The 13,167-nt window shown below is 59.7% G+C and carries 10 protein-coding genes; 5 read left to right on the forward strand and 5 right to left on the reverse strand.

The genetic code is table 11. The features are described 5' to 3' along the window. Nucleotides 1-106: 106 nt before the first annotated feature. From AO068_RS17850 to AO068_RS17860, 3 genes are all read left to right on the forward strand, one after another. The gene (locus tag AO068_RS17850; RefSeq protein WP_005744420.1) at nucleotides 107-808 is read left to right on the forward strand and encodes a CoA transferase subunit A; all 702 of its coding nucleotides are present in this window, start codon (nucleotides 107-109) and stop codon (nucleotides 806-808) included. Between the two features lie 41 nt (nucleotides 809-849). Continuing rightward, nucleotides 850-1,506 (forward strand): CoA transferase subunit B, encoded by a 657-nt coding sequence (locus AO068_RS17855; RefSeq protein ID WP_005741198.1) that lies wholly within the window; start codon nucleotides 850-852, stop codon nucleotides 1,504-1,506. Between the two features lie 231 nt (nucleotides 1,507-1,737). After that, nucleotides 1,738-3,156 (forward strand): short-chain fatty acid transporter, encoded by a 1,419-nt coding sequence (locus tag AO068_RS17860; protein ID WP_058409030.1) that lies wholly within the window; start codon nucleotides 1,738-1,740, stop codon nucleotides 3,154-3,156. Between the two features lie 3 nt (nucleotides 3,157-3,159). On the opposite strand, the gene AO068_RS17865 is transcribed toward AO068_RS17860, so the two are convergent. The 3 genes from AO068_RS17865 to AO068_RS17875 form a co-directional block, all read right to left on the reverse strand. Beyond that, the gene (locus AO068_RS17865) at nucleotides 3,160-3,486 is read right to left on the reverse strand and encodes an antibiotic biosynthesis monooxygenase family protein (RefSeq protein WP_058409031.1); all 327 of its coding nucleotides are present in this window, start codon (nucleotides 3,484-3,486) and stop codon (nucleotides 3,160-3,162) included. After that, nucleotides 3,483-4,217: a CTP synthase C-terminal region-related (seleno)protein gene (locus tag AO068_RS17870; RefSeq protein WP_058409032.1), complete on the reverse strand. Its 735-nt coding sequence runs from the start codon at nucleotides 4,215-4,217 to the stop codon at nucleotides 3,483-3,485. Before AO068_RS17870 ends, AO068_RS17865 begins: the two co-directional genes overlap by 4 nt. A gap of 109 nt (nucleotides 4,218-4,326) precedes the next feature. Further along, nucleotides 4,327-5,259, reverse strand: a complete 933-nt coding sequence (locus AO068_RS17875; protein WP_058409120.1) for a 2-hydroxyacid dehydrogenase — start codon at nucleotides 5,257-5,259, stop codon at nucleotides 4,327-4,329. A 258-nt stretch (nucleotides 5,260-5,517) separates the two neighbouring features. Between AO068_RS17875 and AO068_RS17880 the strand changes: the two genes are divergently transcribed. After that, nucleotides 5,518-6,675: a glycerophosphodiester phosphodiesterase gene (locus tag AO068_RS17880; RefSeq protein ID WP_058409033.1), complete on the forward strand. Its 1,158-nt coding sequence runs from the start codon at nucleotides 5,518-5,520 to the stop codon at nucleotides 6,673-6,675. Between the two features lie 45 nt (nucleotides 6,676-6,720). Here the strand turns inward: AO068_RS17880 and AO068_RS17885 are convergent, their stop codons facing one another. After that, the gene (locus AO068_RS17885) at nucleotides 6,721-8,907 is read right to left on the reverse strand and encodes a TonB-dependent receptor (protein WP_058409034.1); all 2,187 of its coding nucleotides are present in this window, start codon (nucleotides 8,905-8,907) and stop codon (nucleotides 6,721-6,723) included. A gap of 248 nt (nucleotides 8,908-9,155) precedes the next feature. Here AO068_RS17885 and pssA point away from each other — a divergent pair, with 248 nt between their 5' ends. Next, on the forward strand, nucleotides 9,156-10,499 hold the full coding sequence (gene pssA, locus AO068_RS17890) for a CDP-diacylglycerol--serine O-phosphatidyltransferase (protein WP_058409035.1): 1,344 nt from the start codon (nucleotides 9,156-9,158) through the stop codon (nucleotides 10,497-10,499). A 62-nt stretch (nucleotides 10,500-10,561) separates the two neighbouring features. On the opposite strand, the gene ligD is transcribed toward pssA, so the two are convergent. Then, nucleotides 10,562-13,162 (reverse strand): DNA ligase D, encoded by a 2,601-nt coding sequence (ligD, locus tag AO068_RS17895; RefSeq protein ID WP_058409036.1) that lies wholly within the window; start codon nucleotides 13,160-13,162, stop codon nucleotides 10,562-10,564. Nucleotides 13,163-13,167: the final 5 nt, after the last annotated feature.

A 13,167-nucleotide genomic window follows, 5' to 3' on the forward strand; every position in this document is an offset into this window, starting at 1 on the left:
ATCAGAAAAACAAAATTAACAAATCAGTCGCCCCGAGAGAAGATGCAAGTCACCCGATCCTCCGACAGTGCGACTGTCGGTCAACAACTATAAAAGGCGGATCATCATGGCTGGACTCGATAAACGAGTAACGACCTACGAAGAAGCCCTTGCCGGGCTGACCGACGACATGACGGTACTCTGCGGCGGCTTCGGTCTGTGCGGCATTCCGGAAAACCTCATCGCGCAGATCAAGCGTATGGGCATCAAGGGCCTTACCGTCGTTTCCAACAACTGTGGCGTTGACGGCTTCGGCCTGGGCATCCTGCTTGAGGACCGGCAGATCCGGAAAATGATTTCGTCCTACGTGGGCGAAAACGCCTTGTTCGAAAAGCAGTTGCTCAGCGGCGAGCTGGAAGTTGAACTCACCCCGCAAGGCACCCTGGCAGAAAAGCTGCGCGCCGGCGGCGCGGGCATACCTGCGTTCTACACCGCGACCGGTTATGGCACGCCAGTGGCTGAAGGCAAGGAAACCCGGCAGTTCAATGGCCGCAATGTGATTCTGGAAGAGGCCATCACCGGCGACTTCGCCTTGGTCAAGGGTTGGAAAGCCGACCACTTCGGCAACGTGATCTATCGTCACACCGCGCAGAACTTCAACCCGGTAGTAGCCACTGCTGGACGAATCACGGTGGTTGAGGTCGAGGAAATCGTCGAGCCAGGTGTGCTTTTGCCGACGCAGATCCACACGCCTGGCATTTACGTCGACCGGGTGATTCAGGGCACCTTCGAAAAGCGCATTGAACAGCGCACCGTCAGAAAACCCTGACAGAGCAGCTCGGCCATACAACAACAAAGAGATTTCAGACCATGGCACTTTCTCGCGAACAAATGGCTCAACGCGTCGCCCGTGAACTCAAGGACGGTTATTACGTGAACCTGGGCATTGGCATTCCGACCCTGGTGGCCAACTATGTACCGGACGACATCGACGTCATGTTGCAGTCGGAAAACGGTCTGCTGGGCATGGGCGCATTTCCGACCGAAGACACCATAGACGCTGACATGATCAATGCCGGCAAACAGACGGTTACGGCGCGTATCGGCGCGTCGATTTTCTCGTCGGCCGAATCCTTCGCCATGATCCGCGGCGGTCATGTAGACCTGACTGTGCTCGGCGCTTTCGAGGTGGATGTCGAGGGCAATATCGCGTCGTGGATGATTCCCGGCAAGCTGGTAAAAGGCATGGGCGGCGCGATGGACCTGGTGGCAGGTGCCGACAACATCATCGTGACCATGACCCATGCCTCGAAGGATGGCGAATCCAAACTGCTGCCCCGCTGCAGCCTGCCACTGACCGGCGCGGCGTGCATCCGCAAGGTTCTGACTGACCTGGCGTATCTGGAAATCGACAACGGTGCCTTCATCCTTCGCGAGCGTGCGCCGGGGGTCAGCGTAGAAGAAATCGTGGCAAAAACCGCAGGCAAACTGATCGTGCCGGATGATGTGATCGAGATGAGTTTCTGAACTCAGGCATCTTCGAGCAGGCTGGATACAAATCTCTGTGGGAGTGAGCTTGCTCACGAAGACGTTGGTTCAAACACCCGATATCCGGGGACTGTACTGGCCTCTTCGCGAGCAATGCGGATTGCCGCACCGGTCGTTCCCACAGGATTTTTCGTTCTGGACACTCTGCGTCCGCAATAGTCGGCTGTTCAAGTAACTCCCCGATAATAATTACAAAAAGAGGTGCCCCCGATGGCCGCCAACATAGAAGAAAGCCGCTCTGCCCGATTCGCCTTGCGCTGCGCCGCATGGGCTGAACGCTGGTTTCCCGATTCATGGGTATTTGCCGCGCTGGCGGTGGTCATCGTCACACTGGCAACACTGGCCATTGGCGCACGTCCGGCCGAGGCTGCCAAAGCGTTCGGTGACGGGTTCTGGAGCCTGATTCCGTTCACCATGCAAATGGCCTTCGTGGTCATCGGCGGTTACGTCGTGGCCAGTTCGCCGCCCGCGGTGCGCCTGATCGACCGGCTGGCCCGGGTGCCGCGTAACGGTCGTTCGGCGGTGGCCTGGGTGGCGCTGATTTCCATGCTGGCTTCGCTGCTCAACTGGGGGCTGTCACTGGTGTTCGGCGGCCTGCTGGTGCGCGCCCTCGCCCGCCGTACCGACCTGCGCATGGACTATCGCGCGGCCGGTGCTGCCGCGTATCTGGGGCTGGGCGCAGTCTGGGCGCTGGGGCTGTCGTCTTCGGCTGCACAGTTGCAGGCCAATCCGGCCAGTCTGCCGCCTTCGATTATGGCGATAACCGGCGTGATCCCTTTCACTGAAACCATCTTTCTCTGGCAATCCGGGGTCATGCTCGCCGCGCTGGTAGTCATATCGTTGATCGTGGCCTATGCCACCGCCCCTGGCCCGAACAGCGCCCGGGACGCCAAGGCCTGCGGTGTCGACCCGGCATTCAGCCTGCCGCCACTGGCACCTCGCACACGGCCCGGCGAATGGCTGGAATACAGCCCGCTGTTGATCATCCTGATGGTGCTGATGGGGGTCGGCTGGCTGTTCAGCGAGTTTTCGAGCAAATCGGCGATCACCGCAATCTCCGGGCTCAATACCTACAATTTTCTGTTCATCATGCTCGGTGCGTTGCTGCACTGGCGACCACGCAGCTTTCTCGATGCCGTAGCGCGGGCCGTACCCACCACCACTGGCGTGTTGATTCAATTCCCCCTGTACGGTTCGATTGCTGCGTTACTGACCACAGTCAAAGGCGCTGATGCGCAGACCCTGGCGCACTACATCTCGACATTCTTTACCAGCATTGCCTCCCACGATACCTACGCGATTCTGATGGGCGTCTATTCGGCCATTCTGGGCTTTTTCATTCCGTCGGGCGGCGGCAAGTGGATCATTGAAGCGCCTTACGTGATGCAAGTCGCCAACGACCTGCAGTATCACCTCGGCTGGGCGGTGCAGATCTACAATGCAGCCGAAGCGCTGCCCAACCTGATCAATCCGTTCTACATGCTGCCGCTACTGGGCGTGCTGGGCCTCAAGGCACGTGACCTGATCGGATTCTCGTTCGTGCAGTTGCTGGTCCACACGCCGCTGGTGCTGTTTCTGCTCTGGGCATTGGGCACTACGCTGGTCTATACGCCACCGGTAATGCCCTGATAGTCAGCCGTTGAGCGAGTAATCACGCTCGACCTTGCAGATTCGCGCGGTGAACGCCTGATACCAGCGCGCGCGTCCCTGCTCACGGACCTCGGTATGTTCGGCCTGCTGTTTCCACGCCAGAATCGCGGTTTCGTCGCTCCAGTAGGACACGGTGATGCCCAGTCCGTCTTCGCCGCGAGCCGATTCCACGCCCAGAAAGCCGGGCTGCTGCCTGGCCAGTTCTACCATCCGCTGCGCCGCGTCTGCGTACGCCTGACCCTCGTCAGGCGTACGCAGTGAGGTGAACACCACCGCAAAGTAGGGAGTGGGAAAGCGGGCTGCCATCATGATCGATTCCTCTGCGCGGCCTGGCTGCAAGCGCGGACGAATGCAGCAACCACAGGAGATAACCTGCCCTGCAACGCAGCCCGCTCCGGCTGGAACAATGTGGCGACGAAGAACGGATGCCCCTGCAATTCGATACTGCGCACTTCACCTTCAGGGCCGCAGCCGCTGACTTTCAACGCATCGCCGAACAGCGCTTGCTCAAGCTCACGACGCAGACCGTAACGGCAGTGATAACGCTCCTCGATATTCAGCGTGCCGTAGGCTTGGGCAATCAGCGTGTCGGGTTGCAAATGAATCGCCGCCACGGATTCAACCAGCGAGCAGCTCAATGGTTCGATGATGACGTTTGCCGCTTGCGGCGCAGTTTCGCCGTGCTCGGCGTCTGCCCAGCCCAGTTGATTGCGGGCGTACTCCACCAGTGCGTGCTGAAAGCCGCCGCACGTCCCCAGAAACGGTACGAGACGCTCGCGTGCGAAACGAATGGCCGTCAAAGCGCCCTGCATGTCCAGGTAGGGGCTGGCCGGTACACACCACAGACCATCGAATTCGCCAAGCCGTGCACCGCTGCCGATCTGTGGCGTCGGTAGCCATTCGAAGCTGACCGGCACGTGAACGGTTTCAGCCGCCATCTCCAACGCCAGGGGAATGGCCTGATGGGCTGGCACATCGGCGTTGAAATCGCCCACCAGCCCGATCTGCAAAGTGTTGCGTATGTTATTGACTGTGCCCATGCCCTGCTCCCTGTTCGATTTCGTATAACCCGGGCGGACTATAAACAGGCAGCAAAACCAGCAGAATGGGCATTGCAGCAATGCCTGGCATGCAACGCTGCACGTTTCTTCAGCCAGTCACAGGCGTCAGCACCGGCTGCCCGGAAAAGAACGCCAGCAGGTTATCGTTGACCATTTGCACACTGTCTCTCGATGCCTCGGGGGACAGGCCTGCGACATGGGGCGTCAGCACAACATTGCCCAGCGTTTTGAGTACGTCCGGCACAGCGGGCTCATCGTCGAACACATCCAGCGCAGCCCCGGCAATCTGCTCGTTCTGAAGTGCACTGACCAGCGCATGGGTATCCACGACACTGGCACGCGCAATGTTGACCAGAAAGCCGTCAGGGCCCAGCGCTTCAAGCACACTGGCATCGATCAAGTGCTGCGTGCCACTGCCACCGGGCGTGGCGATGATCAGGAAATCCGATTCTGCAGCCAGCGCCTGTGCGGTGGCGTGCCAGGTGTAATCGCAGTCGGTGCGCGGTTTGCGATTGTGATAACCGATAGCGATGTCGAACGCGGCTGCACGCCTGGCAATCGCCAGCCCCACCGCACCCAGCCCGACGATTCCCATGCGCTTGCCTGCCAGCGACGGTCGAACCACCTTGCGCCACTCGCTACGGCGTACCGACGCATCGGCCTGCGGAATGTCGCGTACCAGCGACAGCAACAGCGCCAGCGTATGGTCCGCCACTGTGGCGGCGTTGACGCCTGCACCATTGGTCACGGTGATGCCGCGAGCCTGCGCAGCGGGCAAATCCACCTTTTCGTAGCCGGCACCGCTCACGCATATGATGCGCAGGTTCGGCAGTGCATCCATTTCCTCGGCGAAAAAACCCAGTGGCCCACGCGTCATCACGGCGCTGATGCTCTTCCCGTGTGCAGCAATTGCCTCGGCGCGCAGTTCGGCCGTCGGCGCACGAATCAACTGATAACCGCTGCTTTCCAGAATCGGCAAATACATGTCCAGGTTTTCCACCAGCACCAATACCGTTGTCATGCGCACTCCCGTTCGGTCAGCAAAACGCTGACAGTAACGCGACTCGGTGCGCTTGTGCATAGCCAATGGCGCTCGTTGGAAAAAAACCTTTCGCGATAACGCCAGGCGTTCATAAAGTGGACGCATTTGCCGGACAGACTGAGGCACAAGCAACCTCGCCAACGCGATAGTGCGCTATCGTTGCGTGCAGCGCTGTGACCAGTAACGGTATTGGCTGGTGCAGTAGAACGCCTTCCATCCATAAGGAACCAACCGCCCATGCAAGGATTTTCCGCCACTCTGTCGACCACAACCCTGTTGAAAAAGACCCTCCTGGCGGCAGCGGTCATGTCGGGCCTGATGCTGTCATCCGGTATGGCAGCGGCGGCGGATGCACCGGGCAAGGTGCTGAGCGAAAAATACGGTCTGCCCTGGCCAGCAGTAATCGCCCATCGCGGAGCTTCGTTCGACGCTCCGGAAGAGACCATTCCGGCCTATACCCTGGCACGCGACCTGGGTGCGGACTATCTGGAGATGGACATCCAGCGCACCAAAGACGGCGTGCTGATAGCACTCCACGATGACGTACTGGAACGTACGACCAACATTGCCGAAGTGTTCCCGACACGGGTCAAGGACCCGGTCAGCACCTTCACCCTGGCGGAGCTCAAGCAACTGGACGCCGGCTCATGGTTCAACAAGGCTTACCCCGACCGGGCGCGTGCGAGCTACAGCGGGTTGCAGATCCTGACGCTGGATGAGGTCATCGACATCGCCGAAGGTGGCGCGAACAAGCCTGGGCTGTACATCGAGACCAAGGTGCCGAACAAGTTTCCCGGTGTCGAAGCCGACCTTAAAAAGGTGCTGACCAAACGTGGCTGGCTGGCTCAGCGTCCGGCCGCAGCGGCTGGTCATGTGAACGTCGCGCACATGCCGGGGCGCGTGGTATTGCAGACGTTCGAGAAGCAGAGCCTGGAGCTGCTGCAAAAAGAAATGCCGAAAGTGCCCAAGGTCATGCTGCTATGGATTGGCGAAGGCTCGATAGAGCCTAAATCCAGCGTCGCGTTCAAAGACTCGGGGGCCAAGGACAAGGCCAGCTACTACGCAGCGCAGGAGGTCAAGTCTCCGGAGGAATTCCAGAAGTGGATTGACTGGGCCAAGGCTCATGGTGCGATCGGCACCGGCCCTTCTTCGCAACTGGCCAAGGGTGGCGATCAGAGCTACATGGACCTGGTCAAACCCTGGATGAACAACCTGACCCACGAGAAAGGCATGGTGATCCACCCTTACACGGTGGACGACGCAGAGGACTTCAAGCGGATCAGCAATGACGGGGTTGACGGTTTCTTCACCAACCGCACCGCCGAACTGTTGAAGTTCTACGGACGGCCAGCGAAAGAGAGCATCGAGACGATTCTGAAGCGTAACGGCTACTGATCGACTGGCTGGCCGCATCCTGCGATGCGGCCAGCCACCGACTCATCAGAAATCTATGGTCCCGGACAGCTTCAAGGTGCGTGGCTCGCCTTGAGTCAGATAACCCCCATTGGCCGATGCCCAATAATCCTTGTTCATCAGGTTTTCGACGTTGGCACGCAGCGTGACGTCCTTTTGCGCAACGTTGAAGGTATAGCGCGCGCCCAGATCGAAACGGTTCCAGGTCGGAATGCTCAGGTTGTTGGCAGCGTCGACATATTGCCCACCGGTGCGCAGCATGCGCGCATTGATAGCTGCGCCCGTGATGCCTGGCACATCCCAGTCGGCCCCCGCATTGAACTGAAAGGTCGGCACACCAATGGCCCTGTTGCCATCGTTGCTGCCACCCGACGTGCCGCTCACCTCGGTGTCCATCAGGGTCAGACCGGCCAGCAGACGCAGGCCGCTGACAGGCTCGCCGAACACGTTCATTTCCACGCCACGATTGCGCTGCTCGCCATCACGGACGTAGCGCGTTCCGCTGCCATCCTGAATCTGGTAGCCATCAGTCGGTTGTTCGATGCGGTATACACCCAGGCTTGCACCGAAGGTACCCATGTCCAGCTTCACGCCCGCTTCAATCTGTTTTGAACGCGCCGGCGCGAACACCTCGCCAGGGTTGATCGTCACGGTGCTCGGCGCCGTCGGCCCCTGCGCAAGGCCTTCAATGCGGTTTGCATAGAACGACACATAGCGCCAAGGCTTGAACACCAGCCCGTAGACCGGCGTGGTGATTGCCTCGTCATACAGTGCGTTGCGCGGGCCGCTGCCATAGTCGTAGCCCTGGACGCGCAGTTGCTGGCGACGCAGGCCTGCGGTCAGCAGCAGGCGATTATCGAAAAAGCCCAGCGTGTCGGAGAACGCTACGCTGCGCATACGGCTCTTGCCGACGATACCGGGATCACTGAGATCGCCACCCGAGAAGCTGTCCAGCGCAGGACGTGTTGTTTCCACTGGGTTGTACAGGTTGCTGCCAGCCGGACTGCCGAACAGGTAGGCACTGCGCTGCTCGGTCCAGATGCCGGACAAACCGAAGTTGACCTTGTGACTGACCGCGCCGGTCTGCAGCTTGCCGTTGATACCGGCCATGGCTGTCTTGTTGTCTTCGTCATGCGGGATGGAAGACGGTGACGCCGTGATGTTGCCTGCGGCGTCATTGATGGTCGGCGAGCCATAGATACCGTTTTCACGGGTGTGCTTGGCACCGGCTGCGGCGTACAGCGTCCAGTCATCGTTGAGGTCGTATTCGGCCCGGCTCATGCCGAAGGTGTCTTCGGTTTCGGTCCAGGTCCAGTTCGGCGCGTAATTGGTGTCGGCATCCGGCGCATGCGGCACGCGGGTCAGGCCGCTGCCAACGAACACCATGTTGCGGTTCTGATTGATGCGCTGCTTCTGGTAGGCAAAATCGCCGGAAAGACGGAAGTTGTCACCCTGATAATCAAGCCCCAGCGCGAACAGCTTGCTGCGATGCTCTTCGTCTTCAACGCCGGTCTCGCCTTCGCGCTGAGACAGGTTGAGGCGTGCGCCGAATCGATTGCCTTCGCCAAAGCGCTGGCCGAGGTCCAGGTGCTCGCCGACCCGACCGTCGCTGCTGATGTCGGTGGTAAAACGCCGTGTCGGCGTGTCCTGCGCGCGCTTGGGTTGCAGGTTAACGCCACCGCCAATACCGGAGCCGGTCGGTGTTACGCCGTTGATAAAGGCATTGGGGCCTTTGAAAACCTCAACCCGCTCCAGCGCATCGGTGGAGATGATCTGGCGCGGCAGCACGCCGTAGAGGCCGTTGTAGGAAATATCATCGGTGGTCAGTTTGAGGCCACGAATGACGAAGATCTTCGAGGCGTTGGCATAGCCGCTTGACTGGCGAACCGATGCATCATTGAGCAGCACATCGCCGATGTCTTCGGCCTGCTGGTCCTCGATCAATTGTTCGGTGTAGCTGGTCATGGTGAACGGCACGTCCATGACGTCGGCATTGCCCAGAACGCCCAACTGCCCGCCACGAGCCACTTGCCCGCCTGCGTACACGGGCGGTAGCGCGTGCGGGTCGGCCTTGTCGGCACTGATATCGGTCTCTCCGAGAACCATCGGGCCTTCCTGCTGACTGGCGGCAGCAGTAGCGGCCCAGGCCGGAGAACCAATGGAACAGCAAAATGCGAGCAACGTGAGGCGCATCGGGATCGATGGGGTGTGCATGAAAAGGTCCTGCTGACGAGATGAGCGAGATCGGAAGAAACCTTCCTGGAGATGACCGACTCAGTGGATGCGAAATGCTACCATATGTTACTGGGAATGCTTATCATTAATTTATGTGCAGGGTGTCACATAACCAACGCTCATTGCTACGTCTCACACAGCAATGCTTTGAAACAGCTCGGGGACAGCCACCTGAGTGCGACTCTCGTGTAAGCTCAAGCGCTATTGGTTTTCCCATCGAGAGGCCTATGCAGTCCACTTTCCCACGCTCGACACTGGCAGCACTTCGTGGTTTTGCCTTGCCGAGCGATGCAATCTCCATTGTTCCTTCTGCCGCCGACTATCGGCGCTGTCTGCTGGAAAGGATCGCTTCGGCCACCCGGCGCATCTATATCATCGCGTTGTATCTGCAACAGGATGAAGCTGGTCAGGAGATCCTCGACGCACTGTACGCGGCCAAGGCTGCACGGCCTGAGCTGGATGTCGTGGTGCTGGTTGACTGGTTCCGCGCGCAGCGGGGCCTGATCGGTGCCGGGCGGCAACCGGGCAACTCGACCTGGTATCAGGCGCAGAACCTTGAATACGATGAAGAAGTGCCGATCTACGGCGTGCCGGTGCAAACCCGTGAGCTGTTCGGCGTGCTGCACCTCAAGGGCAGCGTGATCGACGATTGTGTGATCTACAGTGGCGCAAGCATCAACAACGTCTACCTGCACAAGCTCGACAAATACCGCCTGGACCGTTACCACCTGATCGAAAGCGCGCCGCTGGCCGACGCTTTCCAGAATCTGGTGCAGCGCGAAATACTCCCTTCACCGGCTGTGCACCGCCTCGACCTGCAATCGCCACCTGGCTCGCGCAGCATTCGCAGCGAGATTCGCGCTTTTCGTGCGGACCTGAAACGCGCTGCGTACGACACTTCAGCAGGCGAAAAGGAAAACGGCGAGCTGCGGGTGATTCCGCTGCTGGGCGTCGGGCCGCGTAACAATCTGAATCGTGCCATCTGCGACCTGATCGCCTCGAGCAAGATCCAGCTGACCATCTGCACGCCGTATTTCAACCTGCCGGTGGCGGTCACCCGCGAAATCAATCGGGCGCTCAAGCGCGGTGTGCAGGTCGATATCATCATTGGTGACAAAACCGCCAACGACTTCTTCATCGACCCGGACGAGCCGTTCAAGGTGATCTCGGCCCTGCCCTATCTGTATGAAATCAGCCTGCGACGCTTTGCCCACAAGCATCAGAAGGCAATCGCGCAGAACCGCCTCAACGTGCACCTGTGGAAACACGGCGATAATACGTTCCACCTCAAAGGCATCTGGGTCGATCAGCGCTATACGCTGCTGACAGGCAACAACCTGAACCCTCGCGCCTTCAATCTTGATCTGGAAAACGCCTTGCTGATCGATGATCCGCAGGGCCAGTGGAGCGAAACGCGCGAGGCGGAAATCGCCCATTTGATGCGCAACACCCAACGCGTCAACCAGTATGACGAACTCGACACACTGGCCAATTATCCCGAAGGGGTACGCAAATTCCTCAAGCGCGTCAGCCGTGTGCGGGTCGAGCGATTGCTGTACCGGATACTCTGACCCTCACGCCTGAGGCCGACATGCCTGGCATGTCGGCCGTACAACCAAAGAAACAGGGTGAGTCAGGGCCGTTTCGCCCCCAACTGCTTCCACATCTTCTGCGTGATTTTGCGGCGGTTGCTGTAGCCTGCCCACGGGTCGGCCTTAAGTTTCTTTAGACGCTGCTCAAGGTTGGTGATGTCCCACTGCGCCGAGGATTTCAGGCCTGCCAGTTCATCCAGAGCAATCGGCACCGAGACCGGCAAACCTGGCCGGGCGCGCACCGAATACGCAGTTACGGTGCTGCCGCCACGGCTGTTGCGCAGGTAATCAATGAAAATTTTCCCTACCCGGTTTTTCGGCCCCATGGTCGCGGTGAAGCGTTCGGGCAACTGACGGCTGACGAATTCGGCGATAGCCTTGGCGAAGGCTTTAACCGTGTCCCAGTCAGCCTGCCGCGCCAATGGCACGATGATGTGCATGCCCTTGCCGCCGCTGGTCTTGAGAAAAGCTTCCAGCCCAAGTTCCTCCAGAACGGCGAGCACCATTTGCGTGGCTTCGATCATGCTGCGCCAGGGCAGCGCCGGGTCGGGATCAAGGTCCAGGACAAAATGATCCGGCGTTTCGATCCTGTCACGCGTAGCGCCCCAGGTGTGCAACTCGATGGCCCCCATTTGCGCGGCACCGACCAGCGCCTGCAATGAATCGATCTCCATCAGCGCGGCATGCCCGGGGTCCAGAGCACGATCCAGCTGTTTGATGTGTGGAATCGCAAGATGCTCGGCGTGCTTCTGGAAGAACTGCTCGCCGTCGATGCCTTCCGGGCAACGCAACAATGCCACAGGACGCTTGTTCAGATACGGCAGAATCCATTCGGCAATAGACGCGTAGAACTGCGCAAGTTCGACCTTGCTGGTGCCGGTCTTGCTGTCGATCACCCGATCCGGATGGCTGATGCCCGTGCCCGCCACGTCCACTTTGCCTTTGCCGGCAGCGGTTTTCTTGCCTGAACGTGGCGCTGCCGATGTCGATTGCGTTCGGGTCTGGCTGGCAACCCTGGCGGGCTGAGCGTCTTCGCGCACCACCTCACTGGCAGGCTTGTCACTGCGCAACCCAACAAATGCGGCTTGTCGCACAATGCCTTCGCGGGTCCACTGGGCGAATTCCGCCTCACAGACCAGCTGCGGCTCTACCCACTGCACGCCGCGGGCCTGAGCCGAGGTCAGTTTTTTCGCCAGCGGTGAATCCTTGCGCTGCAGCGGTTTGAGTTGTTGATAAAGCTGTTCAAGCGTCACCTCACTGAAGCCGGTGCCCACCCGCCCGGCATAGACCAGCCCGTCATCGCCTTCATTGACCGCCAGCAACAAGGCCCCGAATGCGGAGCGGCTGCCTTGCGGGGCGGTGTACCCGACGATCACCAGTTCCTGACGCAACCGGCATTTGAGTTTGATCCAGTCGGCATTGCGCTTGCCGATATAAACACTGCCGGCCCGCTTGCCGATGACACCTTCCAGGCCCATTGCCGCAGCGCTTTCCACAATATCCTGATGCCCGGCCTGAAACGCATCCGAATAACGCAGCAAGCGACTGCGCTGGGCACCGAGCACTTGTTTCAAGGCGTCGCGGCGCTGCTCAAGGGGTACTTCCCGCAGATCCTCCGCGCTCAGGAACGGCATGTCGAACAGGTAATACAGGATGTTTTTGCTGTTTCCTGCGTCAAAGGCATTCTGCAAACCCTGAAAGTCGGGCAGCCCTTGCTCGTCGAGGACCACCACTTCGCCGTCGAACCAACTGTTTTGCAATTTCAGGCCCTTGAGCGCCTTGACCAGTTCGGGCAGCCGTTCGGTCCAGTCGTGGCCGTTACGGGTGAACAGGCGCACTTCGTCGCCCTGAATGCGGGTCAGAATGCGATAGCCATCGAACTTGATCTCATACAGCCAGTCACCCGCTGGCGGTGCATCCACCAGCGTGGCCAGTTGCGGCGAAAGGGTTTCCGGGAAAACCGTTTTCGACTTCTTTTGCGCGGGTTTGCGCGCAGGCTTCGCCGCAGCGGCTTTGGCTTTTTCGTTTGCGGCGCTGGCCTTTGGCTTCGCTGGCGCTGCACGCCCTGCCCCTACGTGCGCGCCGCTGATCACGCTCTGCGGCTGCTCCAGAGTGATGTCATATTCGGCGGCAGGTCGCGCAATGGCGTCCTTTTCTTTGATCAGCAGCCACTGCTCCTTGCTGCCGCTGCCCGTGAGCCGCGTGCGCACCAGCGCCCAGTCGCCGCTGAGCTTCTCGCCGACCAAGGTAAATTTGAGTTTGCCTTCCTCATAGGTTTTTTGCGGATCACCGTGCGGCTGCCAGACGCCACGGTCCCAGACAATCACATCACCGCCGCCATACTGCCCTTTCGGGATGCTGCCCTCAAAATCGGCATAGTCCAGCGGATGGTCTTCAACATGCACTGCCAGACGTTTTTGCTTCGGGTCCAGACTCGGTCCTTTGGGTACCGCCCAGCTCTTGAGCGTGCCATCCAGCTCCAGTCGAAAGTCGTAGTGCAGGTTGCGTGCGTCATGCTTCTGAATCACGAAACCCAGCGCCTTGGCCTTGGACGAAGACTTGCCTTTGCGCTTGCTTTCGGCAGGCTCGGAGGTGATGGCGAAATTGCGCTTGCGCGTGTATTCACTGGCGGGCTTGGCCATGTCCG

This window comes from Pseudomonas sp. ICMP 3272, assembly GCF_001466905.1.
Lineage (GTDB): Bacteria > Pseudomonadota > Gammaproteobacteria > Pseudomonadales > Pseudomonadaceae > Aquipseudomonas > Aquipseudomonas amygdali.

What these genes read in the sequence shown, in the direction of transcription:
- pssA (WP_058409035.1), top strand. Translation starts at nt 9,156, where the DNA reads ATGCAGTCCACTTTCCCACGCTCGACACTGGCAGCACTTCGTGGTTTT.
- ligD (WP_058409036.1), bottom strand. Translation starts at nt 13,162, where the DNA reads ATGGCCAAGCCCGCCAGTGAATACACGCGCAAGCGCAATTTCGCCATC.
- AO068_RS17870 (WP_058409032.1), bottom strand. Translation starts at nt 4,217, where the DNA reads ATGGGCACAGTCAATAACATACGCAACACTTTGCAGATCGGGCTGGTG.
- AO068_RS17855 (WP_005741198.1), top strand. Translation starts at nt 850, where the DNA reads ATGGCACTTTCTCGCGAACAAATGGCTCAACGCGTCGCCCGTGAACTC.
- AO068_RS17860 (WP_058409030.1), top strand. Translation starts at nt 1,738, where the DNA reads ATGGCCGCCAACATAGAAGAAAGCCGCTCTGCCCGATTCGCCTTGCGC.
- AO068_RS17880 (WP_058409033.1), top strand. Translation starts at nt 5,518, where the DNA reads ATGCAAGGATTTTCCGCCACTCTGTCGACCACAACCCTGTTGAAAAAG.
- AO068_RS17885 (WP_058409034.1), bottom strand. Translation starts at nt 8,907, where the DNA reads ATGCACACCCCATCGATCCCGATGCGCCTCACGTTGCTCGCATTTTGC.
- AO068_RS17865 (WP_058409031.1), bottom strand. Translation starts at nt 3,486, where the DNA reads ATGATGGCAGCCCGCTTTCCCACTCCCTACTTTGCGGTGGTGTTCACC.
- AO068_RS17875 (WP_058409120.1), bottom strand. Translation starts at nt 5,259, where the DNA reads ATGACAACGGTATTGGTGCTGGTGGAAAACCTGGACATGTATTTGCCG.
- AO068_RS17850 (WP_005744420.1), top strand. Translation starts at nt 107, where the DNA reads ATGGCTGGACTCGATAAACGAGTAACGACCTACGAAGAAGCCCTTGCC.